The sequence below is a fragment of the Thiohalophilus sp. genome (genome assembly GCF_046483665.1).
Taxonomy (GTDB): domain Bacteria; phylum Pseudomonadota; class Gammaproteobacteria; order UBA6429; family Thiohalophilaceae; genus Thiohalophilus.
On the sequence record NZ_JAWOCR010000005.1, the window covers coordinates 106,881 to 125,800 of the forward strand.

The 18,920-nt window shown below is 59.6% G+C and carries 18 protein-coding genes; 12 read left to right on the forward strand and 6 right to left on the reverse strand.

All coding sequences use genetic code 11. The annotated features are described in order from the left end of the window. Positions 1–4: 4 nt before the first annotated feature. Both lipA and R6U90_RS01365 read left to right on the forward strand, forming a co-directional pair. Positions 5–982: a lipoyl synthase gene (gene lipA / locus R6U90_RS01360; protein ID WP_410350857.1), complete on the forward strand. Its 978-nt coding sequence runs from the start codon at positions 5–7 to the stop codon at positions 980–982. A gap of 57 nt (positions 983–1,039) precedes the next feature. Then, positions 1,040–1,798 carry a YdcF family protein gene (locus tag R6U90_RS01365; RefSeq protein WP_410350858.1) on the forward strand — a complete coding sequence of 253 codons (759 nt, stop codon included), beginning with the start codon at positions 1,040–1,042 and terminating at the stop codon, positions 1,796–1,798. A gap of 291 nt (positions 1,799–2,089) precedes the next feature. Here the strand turns inward: R6U90_RS01365 and R6U90_RS01370 are convergent, their stop codons facing one another. From R6U90_RS01370 to R6U90_RS01395, 6 genes are all read right to left on the reverse strand, one after another. Next, positions 2,090–3,415 carry a L,D-transpeptidase family protein gene (locus R6U90_RS01370; protein WP_410350859.1) on the reverse strand — a complete coding sequence of 442 codons (1,326 nt, stop codon included), beginning with the start codon at positions 3,413–3,415 and terminating at the stop codon, positions 2,090–2,092. Beyond that, positions 3,412–4,338 carry a tetratricopeptide repeat protein gene (locus R6U90_RS01375; protein WP_410350860.1) on the reverse strand — a complete coding sequence of 309 codons (927 nt, stop codon included), beginning with the start codon at positions 4,336–4,338 and terminating at the stop codon, positions 3,412–3,414. Before R6U90_RS01375 ends, R6U90_RS01370 begins: the two co-directional genes overlap by 4 nt. A gap of 75 nt (positions 4,339–4,413) precedes the next feature. After that, positions 4,414–5,439 carry a M14 family metallopeptidase gene (locus tag R6U90_RS01380; protein WP_410350861.1) on the reverse strand — a complete coding sequence of 342 codons (1,026 nt, stop codon included), beginning with the start codon at positions 5,437–5,439 and terminating at the stop codon, positions 4,414–4,416. Then, on the reverse strand, positions 5,423–6,856 hold the full coding sequence (locus R6U90_RS01385) for a glutamate-cysteine ligase family protein (RefSeq protein ID WP_410350862.1): 1,434 nt from the start codon (positions 6,854–6,856) through the stop codon (positions 5,423–5,425). Before R6U90_RS01385 ends, R6U90_RS01380 begins: the two co-directional genes overlap by 17 nt. Positions 6,857–6,861: 5 nt before the next feature. Continuing rightward, a complete protein-coding gene (gene murU / locus R6U90_RS01390; protein ID WP_410350863.1) occupies positions 6,862–7,521 on the reverse strand; it encodes an N-acetylmuramate alpha-1-phosphate uridylyltransferase MurU in 660 nt (219 codons plus the stop codon). Beyond that, positions 7,518–8,528, reverse strand: coding sequence for an aminoglycoside phosphotransferase family protein (locus R6U90_RS01395; protein ID WP_410350864.1), 1,011 nt, complete (start codon positions 8,526–8,528; stop codon positions 7,518–7,520). The genes murU and R6U90_RS01395 overlap by 4 nt, the downstream gene beginning before the upstream one ends. A gap of 186 nt (positions 8,529–8,714) precedes the next feature. Here R6U90_RS01395 and R6U90_RS01400 point away from each other — a divergent pair, with 186 nt between their 5' ends. The 10 genes from R6U90_RS01400 to R6U90_RS01445 all read left to right on the forward strand — a co-directional run bounded on the left by R6U90_RS01400 (position 8,715) and on the right by R6U90_RS01445 (position 18,837). Further along, positions 8,715–10,928 carry an LPS-assembly protein LptD gene (locus R6U90_RS01400; protein ID WP_410350865.1) on the forward strand — a complete coding sequence of 738 codons (2,214 nt, stop codon included), beginning with the start codon at positions 8,715–8,717 and terminating at the stop codon, positions 10,926–10,928. 88 nt (positions 10,929–11,016) lie between these two features. After that, positions 11,017–12,312 carry a peptidylprolyl isomerase gene (locus R6U90_RS01405; RefSeq protein ID WP_410350866.1) on the forward strand — a complete coding sequence of 432 codons (1,296 nt, stop codon included), beginning with the start codon at positions 11,017–11,019 and terminating at the stop codon, positions 12,310–12,312. Then, positions 12,309–13,304, forward strand: a complete 996-nt coding sequence (gene pdxA, locus R6U90_RS01410) for a 4-hydroxythreonine-4-phosphate dehydrogenase PdxA (RefSeq protein ID WP_410350867.1) — start codon at positions 12,309–12,311, stop codon at positions 13,302–13,304. The genes R6U90_RS01405 and pdxA overlap by 4 nt, the downstream gene beginning before the upstream one ends. 5 nt (positions 13,305–13,309) lie before the next feature. Next, entirely contained in the window at positions 13,310–14,098 is a 789-nt protein-coding gene (gene rsmA, locus R6U90_RS01415; protein ID WP_410350868.1) for a 16S rRNA (adenine(1518)-N(6)/adenine(1519)-N(6))-dimethyltransferase RsmA, read from the forward strand. A 258-nt stretch (positions 14,099–14,356) separates the two neighbouring features. Continuing rightward, positions 14,357–16,105, forward strand: coding sequence for a chemotaxis protein CheW (locus R6U90_RS01420; protein WP_410350869.1), 1,749 nt, complete (start codon positions 14,357–14,359; stop codon positions 16,103–16,105). A gap of 12 nt (positions 16,106–16,117) precedes the next feature. Next, positions 16,118–16,630, forward strand: a complete 513-nt coding sequence (locus R6U90_RS01425; protein WP_410350870.1) for a hypothetical protein — start codon at positions 16,118–16,120, stop codon at positions 16,628–16,630. 65 nt (positions 16,631–16,695) lie between these two features. After that, positions 16,696–16,974: a late competence development ComFB family protein gene (locus R6U90_RS01430; RefSeq protein ID WP_410350871.1), complete on the forward strand. Its 279-nt coding sequence runs from the start codon at positions 16,696–16,698 to the stop codon at positions 16,972–16,974. A gap of 32 nt (positions 16,975–17,006) precedes the next feature. Beyond that, a complete protein-coding gene (gene apaG, locus R6U90_RS01435) occupies positions 17,007–17,393 on the forward strand; it encodes a Co2+/Mg2+ efflux protein ApaG (RefSeq protein WP_410350872.1) in 387 nt (128 codons plus the stop codon). 4 nt (positions 17,394–17,397) lie between these two features. Then, a complete protein-coding gene (locus R6U90_RS01440; protein ID WP_410350873.1) occupies positions 17,398–18,000 on the forward strand; it encodes a class I SAM-dependent methyltransferase in 603 nt (200 codons plus the stop codon). Between the two features lie 3 nt (positions 18,001–18,003). After that, positions 18,004–18,837 carry a symmetrical bis(5'-nucleosyl)-tetraphosphatase gene (locus tag R6U90_RS01445; protein ID WP_410350874.1) on the forward strand — a complete coding sequence of 278 codons (834 nt, stop codon included), beginning with the start codon at positions 18,004–18,006 and terminating at the stop codon, positions 18,835–18,837. Positions 18,838–18,920: the final 83 nt, after the last annotated feature.

The window sequence follows — 18,920 nt, forward strand, 5'->3', positions numbered from 1 at the left end:
CCCCATGAGTCACCCGTCCGATACCAATTCGCAGGACACCCCCCCCAGCCCTGCTAACCCTCTCAAGGGTAAATCCAAAACTGACCGCATTCCGATCAAGGTGGTACCCGCGGACAAACCGTTACCCAAGCCGCACTGGATTCGCGCCCGCTCGCCCAACTCGCCGGAAGTGGGTCGACTGAAACAACTGCTGCGCGAACACAACCTGTATACGGTTTGCGAAGAGGCGGCCTGCCCCAATCTGGGCGAATGTTTTGCCCACGGAACGGCAACCTTCATGATCATGGGCGATGTCTGTACCCGGCGTTGTCCGTTTTGTGATGTCGCCCATGGTCGTCCCGATCCGCTCGACGAACAGGAACCGCATAACCTGGCCGTCACCATTGGCGCCATGCAATTACGCTATGTGGTGATCACCTCCGTGGATCGCGACGATCTGCGCGACGGCGGCAGCGCCCATTTCGCACGCTGCATTGCCGCAGTGCGTCAACAGAGTCCTGGTACCCGCATCGAGGTCCTGGTGCCCGATTTTCGCGGTCGCATGGAAAAAGCGCTGCACGAGCTGGCCAGGGCGCTGCCCGATGTTTTCAATCATAACCTGGAGACCGTGCCCCGCCTGTACAAACAGGCCCGTCCCGGTGCTGATTACGCCTGGTCCCTGAAACTGCTGCAGCAATTCAAACAGCAACATCCGGGGCTGCCGACCAAATCCGGGTTGATGCTGGGGCTGGGAGAAGACCTGGAGGAAGTGCAACAGGTGATGCAGGACCTGCGTGAGCATGACTGCGATATGCTGACCCTGGGACAATATCTGCAACCGGGACCATATCATTTGCCGGTCAGTCGCTATGTCACTCCGGAGGAATTCAAGCAACTGGAATCCATTGGCTATGCAATGGGATTCAGTAATGTTGCCAGTGGCCCCATGGTGCGCTCATCCTACCATGCGGATAAACAGGCGGCCGGAGAAGCGATTACCTGATTTAATAGAATAACGGTTGTATTCCCCTAATCCACATAACAACGACGGGGCACGGTTTTGGAAATTCTGCTTATACGACTCATTGAATCCCTGCTGATGCCACCGGGATTGATGATCCTGATGATGCTGCTCGGCTCTTTCGTAATCGGGCGCTTGTTTGTCACGGGCAAAATACTGATCGTCGGCGGCTTTGTTCTTCTGATCGCCGCCAGTTTGCCGATTGTCTCCAGCAACCTGCTGGCGCTGCTGGAACAGACCCCGCCACTGAGCATGGCAAAACTCAAGCAACAACGTGTCCAGGCCATTGTGATCCTGGGTGGCGGACGTTATGCCGACGCCCCGGAATTCAACGGTCGGGATACCGTATCAAAACATACTCTGGAACGCTTGCGCTATGGCGCCCGGCTGCAGCGCGAAAGCAACCTGCCGCTCCTGGTTACCGGCGGCAATCCCTATGCTCGCCCGGTCGCCGAAGCCGAACTGATGCGCCAGACCCTGGAACAGGCATTCAATACGCCGGTGAAGTGGGTCGAAAGTGCCTCGAGCAATACCTGGGAAAACGCCCGCTACAGCCAGGTTCACCTCAAACGCGCCGGCATCAACCGCATTGCCCTGGTTACTCATGCCTGGCACATGCCGCGCTCGGTCAGCGCCTTCGAGGAACAGGGCTTCGACGTCACCCCCGCCCCCACCGCCTATAGCACCCGCGCCCGGCCTCTGCTGCTGCAGTTCGTCCCCGATGCCGGCGCCCTCGAAAACAGCCGCAAAGCCCTGCACGAACTCCTCGGCCGGCTTTGGTATACCGTGCGGTATTAGATACGGAAAAGATCAACGCAGAGGCGCAGAGGACGCAAAGATTTTATGATGAGGTCTCTTCAGCCCCTGCGCCTCTTCGTTATTTCAAGAACTGATTAGAGAAGACCACCGACGACACCGAACTCACTGAATCTATTGATTCAGCGCGTTCGGTGTCTTCAGTATTTCGATCATCGGTCAGGGAGACGAATGGAGAGAGATGCATCCAATAATTCTTTTCCTCTGCGTTCTCTGCGCCTTTGCGCCTCTGCGTTAAAAAACTTCTTGATATAAAACCATTGTAGAAAAGTTTCAGCGGCCTTCGTAGACGATGCGCCACTGGCCGTCGCGGCGGGTGAGGTAGAGGCGTTTTTGCATTTCGCTGTTGAAGTTGTTGGAGCGGTAGGTCTGATGCAATCGTGCGACAACCAGGTCGCCCTGCTGGTTTTCCACGCGGGGATAGCTGAACAGGGAGACGTCATCGAGTTTGACCTCCTGGAAGGTCTTGGACTGTGCGACCTGGCGTTTGTGGCGTTTCCAGCTTTGAATGTCGTGTGAGCGGGTCCAGAAACTGTCGTCATAGTGTGACAGATAACGTTCGGTATCCAGGCTTTCCCAGTCCTGTTCCCACTGTTGCAGCGCCCGCAGAATTTCGCGACGTTCGTTCCGCCAGGCCTGCTCGTCAATCCAGTCGATGCGTGAGGTAATAATCACCGGGGTGACGCCGGGTTTGATCTCGTGTTTGATTGCATCCAGATCGTAGTTGGAGAGTACCACGCAGCCTTCACTGTCCAGCGGCGGACGGCTGTAGAATTCGCGTTCGGTGCCGTGCAGCCAGATACCGTAACCGGTCTTGCCCTGTTTGCGATCCAGTTCGTTGGGATAGTTGACCGGGAACGCCCCGATGCCATAACGTTCGGGCAGCTCTTCATCCGGGATCCAGTTGGTAACAAAGTAAACCCCTTCGGGGGTACGCAGATCGCCCCGCACCACCTTGTTCCCCTGCTCGCGCCCGGTACTGACATAGTAATCCCGGACCAGGCGGGGCGGTTGTGCTTTCCCCTGTTGTTCGAACAGAAACAAGCGGTGGCGTGACTTGTCCACCACGATGGCATGCCCGACGTTGTCACTCAGAGTCAGGATCTGGCGCGGGATGCGGGCGTGCCGCTCCTTGTCGAGATGCACGCCCAGGCGATAATCGGCTTCCTGCTGCAGACCCTGCAGCACATCACGGGCCTCAGGGCTGAGACTGGCAAACAGACTGGCATCGCCGATGTCGCTGACCGGATGCCATTTCATCATGCGCAAATCGGCATAGATCATATGCGCCAGCTGGAAATTGGGGGCCCGTTGGCGCAACGCATCAAGCTCCCGTAGTGCCGCCTCCAGGTTACCGCTGCGGAAATAGATCAAGCCTTTTAACAGACTGGCTTCATGATCGGCGGGATGAACGGCCAGTCGTTCATCAAGATGAGACAGGGCCTTGCCCACCTGCCGCTCCAGGCTCAGAGGGGCGCCCGGGTTTTCCCGCATGGCCAGATGCGCCAGCAGTGTCGGCTCCGCCTGCGCGGCGGCGGCTAGCAGCAGACTACCGCCGAGCAGTAATCCGGTTAAAAAGCCATGGCGAAATATTGTCAAAGTGTAGTTTCCCGGCTGATTCGCCAGCCATTACTCTCCCGGCTGAGGATCAATTGTTTATGTGTAACGTCACCGTAAGTATCGGAACGGTATTTCTGGATAAATTTCACCACTGCCTGTTGCCCGGATTGCTCGGCAATACGCAGTTTGTCCAGTTCAACCCGAATCCATTCAGGGCGACTCAATCTTACCTGGCGCTGTTGTTCCCAGCCCTGACGAGTGAGGCCGTCGTCCGGGCGAAAATCCCTGGCATAAAATGACAAGTAGTCCCCCACGTTCTGCGCAGACCAGGCCCGGGCCCAGTCGCGCACGGTCTGCTCGATAGCCGGTTCGCTCGGTGGCAACGGGATGGCCGGCGAAGGCTCGACAACTGCGGCCGTTTCAGCCACTTCGGCCTCTGGCGCTGCGGGGGCCCGGGCCGGGCGCGGCACCTCGGACAGGCTCAGGGTGGCCAGGCTAATATTCTGCTCGGGCACATCCACCCGCAACGCCTTGCCATAGGAAGCCCGGGCAATTTCCACATTCACTGCCTGCAGATTACGGTAAACCGCGGCATAGGCCGGATCGATGTCAGTCAAAGCCTGCTCCAGCACCTGACTGGCCTGTGTCAGGCGTTCCTGCTCCACCAGTAACGCGGCCAGATTGTTGTAGGCCTCGATGCGTTGCGGATGGTGTTCGATCAATTGCCGGTAGGCGCGTTCCGCCCGCTCCTTCTGGGCCAGGGCGGTCAGCGCGCGGGCCCGAAGAAACAGCCCGTCGCCGTTGTCGGGAGCGTCTTTGAGCTGCTTGTCAATCAGGATCAATGCCTGTTCGGGCTGTCCCGTCTGCAACAGCAACTGCGCCTCGTCCAGCGTACTGGCCGACAGGCCCGCCGAAAGGAACCACAACAGCGCACCGGTCGCCACTCTGAAATTCATCGTCATCAATAACCTTGCATAAAAACTTTAATGATTATAACAATTTACTGTGCCGCGGCAAGCCAAAGCGGCGGCATGGTTTCAGTCAGCACCGGGTAACGGCAGGCGCTCCATCAGATAACAGAGACAATCCTGGCGGATAATCTCGGCATCCAGGGTCAGCATCGAGGGCATAACCGGCACCCGGGTATAAATCCCACCATCGCGCAGTTCGAAATAACGGCTGCTGACTTCATTGCCCTGTTCGTCGCGGGCATGCAGGGCCCGCTCGCAATCCGTCCGGAAGCGGCCGAAACAGGTGCCCGGCGGCAATTCGCTGAAGTTATAGTGATCGATAGCCGGACTGAGATCGATATCAGCCCGCTCATCGCCCACCGCGACCGAACACTGTTCCGGTACTTTGACCACTGCCACCGTATGAAACAGATCCACATCCTGCGGCGCTATCGCATGATCGGGAAACGCTGACAGATGCAGGACCGCTTCGACAAACTCAATCACATGCGCCACGCCTCGTGCATCATCGGGTTTGCCACATTCGATCGTGACCGCCGGACACAGCGAGGACATTGCCATCGAAAGTACCGTATCCGGCTTGAGAAAATAGACGACGGTACGACTGAACAGTGTTGCCAGATGCAGATATTCGTCCTGCAGACGATTAACGCAGGCGTAATGCGGGTTGGTCCCGGTGTTGTTGTGTATGTCGAGAGCGGCAAACAAGGGTTGCTGTTGTAACCAGGCCAGTAGCTCACGCGCCATGGCATACTCGGCGCTCTCGCCGTCAGCTTGCCAGATCCGGTTATAGTCCACTTGTTGCGGGAGATGGCGCTGTCCCTGCGCCGCGGCTGAAACATTCCCAATGAACAGATACACACTGCGCGGCAGGCGAGTATATTTTTTCAGGATGGCGCGCATGGCATCCCAGCTGGTGGTCTCGTTACCATGTAACAGCACCGATACAAACAATGCGCGGGGATCCTCACCCGATAACCTGATCAGTGTCGGCCCGATTAACTGTTCATGCAGTCGTCGCGCGGGTAAATCCAGCAGGCCCGGCGGTATCGCCTCGAGATATGTCAGGTGGGGTTCAGAGGGACCATTCATGAACCGGTTCTCCCTGTTGCTGACGTTCGAGATAGGCGGCGGTGAGGGCACGCATATCCTTGCCATGTTGTTTGACATAATCGCGTTGCCAGCGGGCGCCGTTCTTGCCGCTCGCCACCCGTTGGGCGATAACATCCAGATACCGGCGACTGTCCGATTCGGACACCCCCAGCTGCGCGAGCCCCTCCCGGGCCAGGGGCAATAATACTTTTTGAATCAGTTCACTGGCAGACAGCTGTTTGTCCTCAAACCATTGTTGGCGGGCACGCAGACCGAGGCGGGCCGCGGCATAGAAATTGTCCCGTGCCCGATCGAAAGCCAGTTGCCTGCGCGGAGGAATCGGCATATTCGCCAGCGCGGTGACCGCGCCATAATAAAAAGCGGCATTGGCGATGGTATCGACCAGGGTCGGGCCCGCCGGCACTACCCGGTGCTCCACCCGCAGGTGCGGCGTCCCGTCTTCCTCAAAACCGATCAGCGGACGATTCCAGCGCCAGATCGTGCCGTTGTGCATGCGCAGATGAGCCAGTTGTTCGGGCGCCTCGCCCAGGTCCACCGGCAGCATGACCGGATAATGGGCCAGATTATCTTCGAAACACTCCATCAGCGATTGTTTGACATAGCCGTCGCCGAAGGTCACCCGGCGAATCGGACCGAAGCGGGCTGCATCATAGCCCCCCACAGCGACCGCCTGCTCGAAGACCGGAATGCGGCTTTCATCCCACAGGCTTTTACCGAACAGGAACGGCGAGTTGGCACTCAAGGCAACCATTGGCCCGGCGAGAATGATACTGGCGTTAAATAACGGTACCGCGTTTTGCGGTGTCAGCTTCAGATGTATCTGGAAGGAGGTTGCGGCCGATTCGAGCATCACATCACGATGCGTGACTCGCAAATGCTCCTCGCCATTGATATCCAGGACCAGAGGCTTGCCATGGCGCATGCGCACCACTTCCCGGTTCAGAGCCCGGTAACGTTGCATACGGGACATATTGGCCAGGGTCAGGGACTCATTCTCCACCGTCGGCAGAATCCCGATCATGACGGCACGCGCATCCAGTGCCGCAGCAGTATCCCAGCAATGGCGCCAGGTTTCGGTCAACTCGGTATGCATGGCGGTGAAGACTTCACCGGCCAGATAACGCGGGGTACTGTTGACCTCGAAATTAAAACTGGCCAGCTCCGGCGAGGCCAGCGGGGTATCCAGGCGTTTGAGAAACGCTTCGTTAATCGGCGCCGGCTGCAATTGTTCATCCACCAGCCAGGCTTCGAGCTCGAAGCCGCCCTGCGCTTCGGTCGTTGCCAGCCTCCCTTCCTGCAACCAGTTTCGGAGCAGAGCGGTTTCCTGTTGCAGGCGTTGTTCGAAGCGGGCGTAATCCTGTGCATCGAACTGGCTGCTGTGTATCTCTTCACCCATTGTCCTTATCCACTACCCAGTTGTGCATCCAGTTCGGCCAGTCTTTGCGGCGTACCGATATCCCGCCATTGCCCTGAATAATACTCCCCGCTCACCTTGCCCTCTCGCATGGCCTCGCGCAATAACGGCCCCAGTGGTCGCACCCCCGGCGCCAGATCGGCAAACAGCCCGGCCCGATAAACCCCGATGCCGCTGAAGGTCAGACGCGGTTCGTGTTGTTCATCCAGATGATGATCCCGCAGACCAAAATCCCCTTGCGGATGATGGGGCGGATTATCCACCATCACCAGATGGGCCAGCCCTTCGGGATCGACGGGCAACTGTGTCATGGGATAGTCGGTCCAGATATCGGCGTTGAGCGCGATAAACACCTCGTCCAGCCATGGCAGGGCCTGGATGATGCCGCCGGCGGTCTCCAGCGCGGTGGCTTCGTGCGAATAATGCAATGCCACACCATAATGTTCTCCCTTGCCCAGGGTGGTCTCGATCTGCGCGCCCAGCCAGGCATGATTGATCACGATCTCCTCGATTCCCGCGGCGGCCAGTGCCTCGATATGATATTCGATCAACGCCTTGCCACCGGCCTGTAATAAAGGTTTGGGACAGGTATCGGTCAATGGCCGCATACGCTCGCCACGACCGGCGGCCAGGATCATCGCTTTCATGCCAACACACTCCGCGGCGTAATCTGATCCAGTCGCCGGGGCACATCCAGGCTTTGCAACAGTTCGGCAAACCCGGACAGCTCGGCATAGTCGTCCATGATCTGCAGAACATAGCCGAGCGTGCGCGGAATATCGGCCAGATAACCGGGCTTGGCGTCACGATAGTTCAATCGCGCAAAGATGCCGCTGGCTTTGAGATGGCGCTGTAGCCCCATCAGATCGAACCAGCGCAAAAACTGATCGGGGCTCACCCCTGATTCAACAATCCCGATCTGTTGCGCACGCTGCAAATAGTCCCGCACCCACTGTTCGATGCGCGGACGAGGCCAGGCGATATAACAATCGCGCAACAGGGAAACGAGATCGTAGCTGACCGGACCGTGGACCGTGTCCTGGAAATCGATCACCCCGGGGTTGGGCTCACTCAGCAAAAGATTACGCGAATGATAATCGCGATGCACGATCACCCGGGGCTGTTCCAGTGCCACATCGGCCAGATACTCAAAGCTCTCCTTCAGAATCGCCTGCTGTTGCGCGTCCAGTTCCAATCCCAGATGCCGTTGCAAATACCAGTCCGAAAACAGCTGCATTTCCTGCAACAAGAGGTCCCGATCGTAGTCGGGCAACCAGCCAGGGGCCGGATGTTGTTGCAGCTGTAGCAGGGCCTCCAGGGCAGCCCCATACAGGGCATCGACGTTGTTCTCGTTCAATGCCGGCAGGTACAGGCGCGTACCCAGATCGCTCAGTTGCAAAAAACCCTGTTCGATGTCCTGCGCCATTATCCGCGGGACATGCAGTCCCGCCGCGCTCATCAAACCGGCGACCCGGATAAAGGGAGCGGTGTCTTCCTTTTCCGGTGGCGCATCCATGACGATGAAACTCTGCCCGTCATGCTGAATGCGAAAATAGCGCCGGAAACTGGCGTCGGCGGAAGCCGGTTCCAGGCGGTAGTGGTGATAGCCCTGCGTGGCCAGCCACTGTTCGAGTTGCTGCAAGCGTGTATCCAAAACAGTTTGCCTTTTGCCTCTGCCAGGGCGAAGTATACCGGTTGTCGACGAGCCGGGCCGCACTGCAAGCGCATTTAGCGTTAACCGGGCCTGGGGTGTTCAACGGATGAGCATGTATAATGTCAACATATCATAACCCGACCGCCCGGCGCGGCATTACAACCGACTCGCAATCCCGAGGCCATCTTGCGTCAATCCGTTTGTCACTCCTGCTTCTGTCATCCGCGGCGCCTGCGCCCCGGGTTACTGGCGGTCATACTCTGTGCCAGTGCGTCGGCCGGGGCGCAGACCGTGGTGCCCCCGGCTGAGGTAACGGGCGGAACGGGGAGCGAAACAACCGGCGGACTCTGCCCACCCGCCAGTCACGCCCCCCTGCCCCGGGTGGAAGGCGATCCGGGTGACCCTCGCACTCACATCGAAGCCGATAACGCCGACATCAGTCTCGAATCGGTCAGCGTGTTTCGCGGCGCGGTCGTGGTGCGCCGGGGGCTTCGCCAGTTAATGGCGGATCGGGTCGAGTATGATCGCCAGCGGGATACCGCCCACGCCGAAGGCAATGTGCGGCTGCTACAGGACGATCTGCTGATTACCGGGGCCGAGGCGGACATGGATATGGCCGCCGGCACCGGCGAAATCAGCGAAGCCACCTATCGTACCGCCGGCAACAAGCAGGGGCAGGCCGACACCCTCCGGATTCTGGACAAGTACCGTACCGAACTGGATAACGCCACCTATACTACCTGTGATATCGGTGATCCCGACTGGCTGTTAAGCGCCGGTCACATCATGCTCGATAACGAAACCCGCCAGGGTTCGGCGAGCCACGTGGTGGTTCGCTTCAAGGACGTCCCGTTTCTGTATCTGCCCTACATGCGGTTTCCCATTGGCGACGAACGGTTAAGCGGTCTGCTCTATCCCTCGATTGGCGATTCGGATCAACACGGTACGCGGGTGATTGTTCCGTATTACTGGAACATCGCCCCGCAAATGGATGCGACACTCACGCTCGATCACATGAGTCGCCGCGGGACCATGTTGCAAACCGAGTTCCGTTATATGACGCAGAACAACGAAGGCCAGCTGGACTGGCATTATCTGCCCGACGACGAGCTGTACGGAGAGGATCGCGAACGCATCCGCTGGCAACACGAGGGACGGGCCGATGCCGGCTGGAACGGGCAGGTCGATTACAACTCGGTTGCCGACACCGATCACCTGTTCGATTTTGGTGACGATCTCAATGCCACCAGCACCACCCACCTGCAACGTCGGGGTCAGCTGGTCTACAACGCCGCCCGCTGGCAGTTCACCTCCCTGGCCCAGAGTCATCAGGTCATCAAAGGCAACGAAACCTATCAACGCCTGCCGCAACTGGGGCTGAGCTCCCGCCTGCCGCAACGGAACAATACACTCAATTACCAGTTCAATGCCCGGTGGGTCGAGTTTGCCCATCGCGATGCACCGACGGTGCCCGAAGGCAGCCGGCTGGCCGTAGAGCCATCGGTCAGCCTGCCGCTGCGCACGGTCTACGGTTTCGCCGAACCGAAGTTATCTCTGCATTACACCCACTACGATCTGGAACCGCAGACCATCAGCACTGAACCCGAGCTGACCCGCACGGTGCCGATTTTCAGCCTCAACAGCGGGCTGTTTTTTGAGCGCGATACCCGCATCGGCGGCACCGATCTGCTGCACACGCTCGAACCGCAACTGTTTTATGCCTACATCCCCTATCGGAATCAAAGCGATATTCCGGTATTCGACAGCGCCTTTCGCAGTTTCAATATTAACGACCCGTTTCGCGCCGACCGTTTCGACGGGGCCGATCGCATCGGCGATACCAACCACCTGACCGCGGCGCTCACCACCCGCCTGTTGAATCAGCAAACGGGACAGGAAATGCTGATGGCCCGGCTGGCACAGGTTTTCTATTTCGAGGATCGCCAGGTCACGCTGGACGACGATGTGACCAACACCCGGCAACGCTCGGATATCATTGGTGAATTTGACCTGCGGCCCAATAACCGCTGGGCTTTCGACAGCGATGTCACCTGGTCGCCGCAGGATGACGAGATTACCGTCGGTAATGCCCGGCTGCGTTACTCGCCGTGGGACAGCCTGTCGCTGGCCGCGGCCTACCGCTTTCAGCAGGACCGGCTGGAGACCCGCGAGGCGGGCTTTAACTGGCGGCTCAATCCCCGCTGGAGGTTTCATGGCCGGCAACTGTATGACCTGCAAAACCAGCGGGAACTCGAATCGCTTCTGGGCCTGCGTTACGACAGCTGCTGCTGGGGGTTGAGCCTCGAGGCCGGCCAGCGTTTTATCAGCAGCAACCGCCCCGAGGAGAACACCCTGTTGCTCGTTCTGGAGCTCAAGGGACTGGCCAGCTTCGGCGAGTAACCGTCACGCCGGATAGCGGAATCCTGGCATCGGATGGGCCCGCCTGTGTTATGCTTGTCGGCCTGTTGTTAACCGCTTGTCCCGTATCATGAAACACCTTATTTTTGGCCTGCTGTTCGGCCTTGTCGCGCCGGGCACCGCCCCCCTCTTTGCCGCTCCGATTCAGGAGCTCGATCAGGTGGTCGCCATCGTCAACGACGATGTCATCACCCGGATCGAGCTGGATCAACGACTGGAGCGCATCAAAAGCCAGGCCCGGCAACAGCAGCAGCGCCTGCCCGATGAGCAGACTCTGGAGCGCCAGGTGCTGGAAAACCTGATCGTCGAGGAGTTACAGCTGCAACTGGCCGAAAAAGCCGGCATCCGGGTGGATGACGAGACAGTCAACCAGGTGATTAACAACATCGCCCGCGAGAACAACCTGACCCTGTCCCGGTTTCAGGAGGTCCTGCGCCGTGACGGCATGAGCTTCGCGGCCTTTCGCGACAATATTCGCAACGAGATCATCGTCAACCAGCTGCGCAAGCGCCGGGTCGAGGACAGCGTCAACGTCACCGAGCAGGAAGTGAACAATTACCTGAGCAACATGGAAAACCGTCAGGGACTGAATGACGAATTCCGCCTCGGCCACATCCTGATCGGCGTACCCGACGGCGCCACGCCGCAACAAATCCAGCAGGCGGAAGCCAAAGCCCGGCAGGTCTATAACCGCCTGCGCCTCGGGGCTGACTTCCATCAGACCGCCGTGGCCGAATCCAGCGGCGAGAACGCCCTGCAGGGCGGCGATCTGGGCTGGCGCAAGGGGGGGCAACTGCCCAGCGCACTGGCGGATATTATTGTCGATATGGAACCGGGCGACATCAGCGAACCCCAGCGCAGCGCCAGCGGCTTTCATATTCTCAAGTTGCTCGACCGGCGCTCCGACGAACAGCAGCGCATCGTTGAACAGACCCTGGCCCGGCACATCCTTATCCGGCCGAACCAGCTGGTTTCCAATGCCGACGCCCGCCAACGCCTGGCACGCCTGCGCGAGCGGATTCAACGGGGCGAAAGCTTCGCCGATCTGGCCCGCGCTCACTCGGATGACACCGCCTCCGCCGCCGAGGGCGGCAGTCTGGGCTGGTTCAGTCCCGGCAGCATGGTGCCCCGCTTCGAAGAAGTCGCGAAACAGCTCGAACCGGGCCAGATCAGCGAGCCCTTCCAGAGCCGTTTCGGCTGGCACATTGTCGAGGTCCTCTCGCGGCGCAAGCACGACGACACCGAAGAGTACCAGCGGATCCAGGCCCGCCAGTCCATCCACAAGCGCAAAAGCGATGAGGCCATCGAACAATGGCTGCGTCAGCTGCGCGCCGAAGCCTATGTGGAAATCCGGTTGAACCAGTGACGCCGCGGCCGCCCACTCTTGCCATCACCCCTGGCGAACCGGCCGGCATCGGTCCTGATTTACTCATTCAGACCGCCCAGCAGCCCCGCGAAATCAATCTGGTCGCACTGGCCGATCCCGACCTGCTCGAACAACGGGCTCGCCAGCTGAAGCTGCCGCTGAGCCTGCAGCCCTGGAACCCCGGGGACGCGCCGGTCACCGGCGCCGGGCAACTGGCCTGCCAGGCTACCCCGACCAACGTCCCCGTGACAGCCGGCCAGCTCGATCCGGCCAACGCCAGTTATGTTCTGGCCTGCCTGGATGGGGCCGTGGCCGATTGCCAGGCGGGCCATTTCGAGGCGCTGGTCACCGGCCCGGTTCACAAGGGCGTCATCAACGACGCTGGCATCGTCTTCACCGGCCATACCGAGTACCTGGCCGATGCCACCGCCACCCCTCGCGTGGTGATGATGCTGGCTACCCCCGGCCTGCGGGTTGCGCTGGCCACCACCCACCTGGCCCTGCGCGAGGTGCCCGACGCCATCACCCGCGAGAACCTGACCACAGTCATTCGTATCCTGGAACGTGAATTGCGTCACCACTTTGCCTGCGTCAGGCCACGGATCAAGGTGTGCGGCCTCAATCCCCATGCCGGTGAAGGCGGCCACCTGGGATACGAGGAGATTGAAGTGATTGAACCGGCGCTGGCGGCCCTGCGCCGCGAGGGCCTGGATCTGATCGGGCCGCTGCCGGCCGATACCCTGTTCACCCCGGCCGGACTGGGAGGGATCGATGCGGTGCTGGCGATGTATCACGACCAGGGTCTGCCCGTGCTCAAACATCTGGGCTTCGGAAAGGCGGTGAACATCACCCTGGGCTTGCCGTTCGTGCGCACCTCGGTAGACCACGGCACGGCGCTGGAGCTGGCCGGCAGCGGCCGCGCCGATCCGGGCAGCCTCACCTATGCCATCGAGGTGGCCGGCAAAATGCTTCGCGCCACCGAAACCACCTGAGCACCATGACTCACTCCTCGCACCGTCCGCGCAAACGCTTCGGCCAGAATTTTCTGCACGACCCGGGCGTCATCCGGCGCATCCTCGACGCTATTGCCCCGCAACCGGACGATCCGCTGGTGGAGATCGGCCCCGGTCAGGGCGCCCTGACCCGGCCGCTGCTGGAGCGAGTCAAACATCTGGAGGTAGTCGAGCTGGATCGGGATCTGCTCCCCCAGCTACATCAGCTCGATGTCGACAGCAAACTCAACGTGCATAACGCCGATGCCCTGCGCTTTGATTTTTGCCAGCTGCGCGCGGGCGAGGCAAAACTGCGCCTGATCGGCAACCTGCCCTATAACATCTCCACCCCGCTGCTGTTCCACCTGATGGAACAGCTGGCGTGTATCGCGGATATGCACTTCATGCTGCAAAAAGAAGTGGTGGATCGCCTGACCGCCGTCCCGGGCACCAAGGCCTATGGCCGGCTCGGCGTGATGCTGCACTATTACTGCCGGGCCGAACGACTGTTCATTGTCCCACCGGGCGCTTTCCACCCGGCGCCTAAAGTCGAGTCGGCCATCGTCCGCCTGATCCCGCATCCCGAACCGCCGGTGGCGGTCAACGACGTCCAGCAGCTCGCCTGGCTGGTCAATCGCCTGTTCAGCCAGCGCCGCAAGATGCTGCGCCACTCCCTCAAAGGCTATCTCAGCGAAGCCCGCCTGCAGGAACTGGGTATCGCCCCCACCGAACGCCCCGAACAACTCGACCTGGCCGCCTTCGCCACCCTCGCCAACGCCCTGGTCACAAGATAATTAACGCAGAGGCGCAAAGGACGCAGAGTGAATTTGTCTTCCCCCTCTTATTCACTGTAAATAAGCCTGTAGCAATGGCTTACTGCAATCCATTCTCATCTTGAAAAAGAGGACTTTGCGTTCTCTGCGCCTTTGCGCCTCTGCGTTGAATCTTTTTTAAGAAAAGCGTGACCGCCTTCCCGGTTCCCCCACGACGCTATTAATAACCGCCTCGGCGGGCCGCTATAGAAGAACAACCATCCCGAGCTGACACGGATTATGGCTTCTTTGCACGACGCCGATGCCCTGCTGATCTACGAGGTGGGGCCGGTGCGCTGTTGCGCGCCGACCGGACCTATTGAGCAGATTGTACTGCCGCCTGAGCTGACCCATCCGCCGGGCAGTGACGCCGCGCGGCCGGGGATTTTCCGCCATGGCCAGCACCTTGTCAGTGTGATCGATCTGCGCCAGCGCTTTGGTATCGATCCGGCCAACTGGCTACCCGGGCGCCTGGTCATCACGCAACTGGCGCGGGGCTATACCGGCTTCTGGGTGGATCGGATCGTGGATGTGATCCGCTATCCCGCCGAGGGCTGGGGCGGGCTGCCGCCCCACCTGCCACGCGACACTTTCAGTCGTACGCTGCTCTACCGGGAACAGATTCACCTGTATACCGAGTTCGAGCAACTGCCCCATCTGCACCCGGCGGGCTTTTTGCGCCAGTACCTGGCCCACCTGGAACCGGCAGCGCAAAACCCGAATCCAAAGGCTCCGCCTGCCAGTGAGCACCAACTTCATGGGTCACAGACCGGTGTCCGGCCGGCATCTGAGACAACCTCACTGCCCGCCGCCGATACCAGGTCGGAGCCCGAACCCGTCCCGGCCCCCGCCGTGCCATCGCCTGCCAACAAGCCCACCGAAACCCGACCGAATACCGACTCCGCCGGCCCGGTACCACCGCAGACGGCGACATCCTGCGAACCCCGCCAGCCCGATACCCCCGCGCCGTCGCCGCAAACCTTCCCGGTCACCGAACCATCGACGCCAGCCCGCACGCGCCCCCCGGCACAGCCGATCGCCGCTGGCGGAGCGGGTAAACCGTCAACCCACTCGCCAGCTTCCACGAAGCCGGGGACTCACTCTGCAGGCCGGCAACCGGTGCCGCGACCAGCCTCCCCGACGCCGCCCGTTGCGAAGGCCGTCAGTCCCCCGCCAGGACCCTCAATCTCGAAATCCCCTTCCGCCCCCCTTGCAGAGGACACCGGCGGGGGACTGGGGGTGCTGCTTGTTCTGTTACTTCTGCTGGGCGGTGGCGCCGTCGGTATTTATCTATGGTATCCGACTGGCGATATCCCGGACCCGGTCGCGGATCTGGTCCCGGATCCGATCCCGGATCCGATCCCGGAGACGTTCAGCGATCCCTCGGCTTCGCCTCCTGTCCTGTCGGCATCAGCACCGGAACCCATGAGTGAGCGCCCCTCCCACTCATCATCGGCTCGTGAGCCGTTCGCCCCCGCGCCCCCGACAGAGCGACCCTATGCCGAACCGGCTCCCAAACCGAAACCGGTTCCGGAACCGGATACAAAAGCGGCGCCGCAACTGCCGGCCATCGCGGAGTCCCCCCCGCACGTCCTCGGTGGTCTGATCCGTACAGCTCCCCCCTATCGGGCCAGCATTGAACAAAGCAGTGAAGGGATTACCCTGATTTTCGAGGCACCGGCCCCCGCCATTCCCGCCGTAACCATACCGCCCGGCGAGCCGGCAGATGAAGCGGGACCGCAGGGCGCCACGCTAAAACAATCCGCTGACGAACAGACCGACGCCCCCGCCTCAAACACCCCGCCCGACCGGGAAGACATCGTCCACGTAGTCGCCCGCGGGGATACCCTGTGGGACATCGCGAAAAAATATGTCGATAACCCCTGGCGCTATCCCGAACTGGCCGAAAACAGTGATATTCATAACCCGGATCTGATCTACCCCGGCGACAGGGTCCGCATCATTATCTATCGTGGCCAGCGACCGTGATAAAATTGCCGCATGTCCACGTCTTTACTCAATCAGGTGATGAGCTGTGCCGCAGCGGGTCTGCCGGCTCTGCGCCAGTTACTGCAGCCCTACGCCCTGAAGGTTGTGATGATCGCCGATCAGGCCACCTTGCCGGGCAGTTTCTGGGGCGATCCCGAGGCCGGCCTGATCGGCGATCGACTGTTCATTCGCCCACAGACGCCACTCCAGTCCGCCCTGCATGAAGCCTGTCACTATATCTGCATGGATCCCCGACGCCGGGCCCGACTGCACACCGATGCCGGTGGCGGCTATGACGAGGAAAATGCGGTCTGCTATCTCCAGGTTCTGCTGGCGGAGCAGCTGCCACACGTTGGCCGGGAGCGCATGTGGGCGGATATGGATAGCTGGGGCTACAGCTTTCGCCTCGGCAGTGCCCGACGCTGGTTTGAGGACGATGCCGGGGAAGTCCGTCAGTGGCTTGAACAGCAGAATCTCATTGACGCCCGACAACAACCCACCGGCCAGCTGCGCCAGAGTGCGTAAACCGGTCAAGATAAAGCACAACACACCGATACAATAGGCATACCCTCGTTATCACCGGAGACGACATGGCGTTTGAATCGATTCACAACTATTACGAGCAACTGGTTCTGGACCAGCTACTGACACTGCGCAACACCGAGTTACAAGTTGAAAGTGACGATTTTCTCTCCGACATTGCCTGTGTTGCACTCAACCAGTTGCCGGCACGGTATGTTCGCCACAATGTTGATACGGCCTTTTTTATGACCCAGGAAGAACGTCAGGTGATAGACCATGAGGTCAATAAGGCCGTAAAAAAGGCGATTGACTATGTCAACAAACACCGCGATGATCATCAGCCGTAATAAATTAATCACAGCCAACGGCAATTATCACAATGGATCAAACCAGTCCCGAATATAATACGCAGGTCGAGGTGGAAACCGCCTATATCGAAGAGCAGTCCGACCCGGAGCAGAACCGGTACGTCTTCTCGTATACCATTACCATTCATAATGGCGGTTCAGTCGCCGCCAAATTACTGACCCGTCACTGGATTATCACCGATGCGGAAGGCAAAGTGCAGGAAGTGGAAGGCGAAGGCGTGGTGGGAGAACAACCTCATCTTGAACCGGGTGAGCGGTTTCGTTATACCAGCGGTACGGTACTGGAAACCCCGGTCGGCAGTATGCAGGGCACTTACCACATGATTGCGGACGATGGTTTTGAATTCGACGCCCGGATTCCTCCCTTCACCCTGGCAATACCTCGCACTCTGCATTAATGGCATGTCGCTCAAGCACAGTTATACACTGCTCGCTCCTCTCTATGATTTAATCGTTAATGGCCCGACTGCCGGCATGCGGCGCAATAGCCTGAGACGTCTCACCGGAGCAACGGATCAAACCATTCTGGTCAGTGGCATCGGTACTGGCCTGGATATCCCTGATCTGCCTGCCGGTCCCGCCTATATCGGTGTGGATCTGACCACGGCGATGTTACGCCGCGCGCAACGGCGCCTCAGACAACGCAATGATATCCAGTTGCACTGCGGCGATGTCATGTATCTGCCCTATGCCGATGAGCAATTTGATGTCATTTTGATGCACCTGATTCTGGCCGTTGTTCCCGAGCCGGAACGCGCCCTGCGCGAAGCCGCCCGGGTGGTACGTCCCGGCGGGCGCATCCTTGTGCTGGACAAGTTTCTGCGCCATGGGGAGCGGGCTCCGGTGCGACGGGTATTGAACAACGTGATCCGCCATATCGCTACCCGCACCGATGTTGTACTGGAACCCTTACTGGCACAATGTCCGCAATTACAACTGATCGAGGAAATCCGTCTCGCACCCGGCGGCTGGTTTCATCAGATCGAACTGAGAAAAACAGAGTAATCCATGGCTATCTATGCAATCGGCGACCTGCAGGGTTGCCATGACGAGTTTCGTACCCTGCTCGACAAACTCCACTTCGAACCCGAACGCGACCAACTCTGGCTGGTCGGCGACCTGGTCAATCGCGGTCCCAAATCGCTGGAATGCCTGCGTTACGTCAAATCGATTGACCCCGCCGTCACTGCCGTCCTCGGCAATCACGATCTCCATCTGCTGGCCCTGGCCGAAGGCGTGGGGAGTACCAGGGATGCCAGCATGCAGGCCATACTGGATGCACCGGATGCTTCAGAACTGCTCGACTGGTTACGACAACGGCCGTTACTGCACTACGATGCCGGTCTCAATTACTGCATGACGCATGCCGGCATCTATCCGGGCTGGACTCTGGCCCAGGCACAACAATATGCAAGTGAGCTCGAGACAGTCTTGCGTGGTGAAAACTATCCCGCATTTTTTCACAATATGTACGGTGATCAACCGGCGTCCTGGTCGGAACAACTCGAAAGCTGGGACCGGTTACGCTTTATCTGCAATGCTTTTACCCGAATGCGCTTTTGCCATAGTGACGGTTCGCTGGAGTTGAATGCCAAGGGCAAACCCGGCGATCCGCCAGCCGGTTGCCTTCCCTGGTATAACCTGCCGCAACGGGTCGAAATCGACACCACGATTCTGTTCGGCCACTGGGCCGCCCTGGGTCTGCACATCGAGGGCAACATCCACTCACTCGACAGCGGCTGCGTCTGGGGCGGCCAGCTCAGCGCCTACCAGCTCGGCCAGCCCGCCAACCGTCATATCACCTGCCACTGCCCCCGAAACTGCCAACCCGGCACGCCGTGATTTTTAATATAAAGATATTAACGCAGAAGCGCAAAGGCGCAGAGAACGCAAAGAAAAGAATAATTAATGGTTTTTAGATCTTT

Bases quoted from the DNA above. Each gene is read 5' to 3' on its own strand.
- R6U90_RS01440 (WP_410350873.1), top strand. From the start codon at position 17,398: ATGTCGCTCAAGCACAGTTATACACTGCTCGCTCCTCTCTATGATTTA.
- R6U90_RS01430 (WP_410350871.1), top strand. From the start codon at position 16,696: ATGGCGTTTGAATCGATTCACAACTATTACGAGCAACTGGTTCTGGAC.
- apaG (WP_410350872.1), top strand. From the start codon at position 17,007: ATGGATCAAACCAGTCCCGAATATAATACGCAGGTCGAGGTGGAAACC.
- R6U90_RS01405 (WP_410350866.1), top strand. From the start codon at position 11,017: ATGAAACACCTTATTTTTGGCCTGCTGTTCGGCCTTGTCGCGCCGGGC.
- R6U90_RS01425 (WP_410350870.1), top strand. From the start codon at position 16,118: ATGTCCACGTCTTTACTCAATCAGGTGATGAGCTGTGCCGCAGCGGGT.
- rsmA (WP_410350868.1), top strand. From the start codon at position 13,310: ATGACTCACTCCTCGCACCGTCCGCGCAAACGCTTCGGCCAGAATTTT.
- R6U90_RS01385 (WP_410350862.1), bottom strand. From the start codon at position 6,856: ATGGGTGAAGAGATACACAGCAGCCAGTTCGATGCACAGGATTACGCC.
- murU (WP_410350863.1), bottom strand. From the start codon at position 7,521: ATGAAAGCGATGATCCTGGCCGCCGGTCGTGGCGAGCGTATGCGGCCA.
- R6U90_RS01420 (WP_410350869.1), top strand. From the start codon at position 14,357: ATGGCTTCTTTGCACGACGCCGATGCCCTGCTGATCTACGAGGTGGGG.
- lipA (WP_410350857.1), top strand. From the start codon at position 5: ATGAGTCACCCGTCCGATACCAATTCGCAGGACACCCCCCCCAGCCCT.
- R6U90_RS01380 (WP_410350861.1), bottom strand. From the start codon at position 5,439: ATGAATGGTCCCTCTGAACCCCACCTGACATATCTCGAGGCGATACCG.
- R6U90_RS01375 (WP_410350860.1), bottom strand. From the start codon at position 4,338: ATGACGATGAATTTCAGAGTGGCGACCGGTGCGCTGTTGTGGTTCCTT.
- R6U90_RS01445 (WP_410350874.1), top strand. From the start codon at position 18,004: ATGGCTATCTATGCAATCGGCGACCTGCAGGGTTGCCATGACGAGTTT.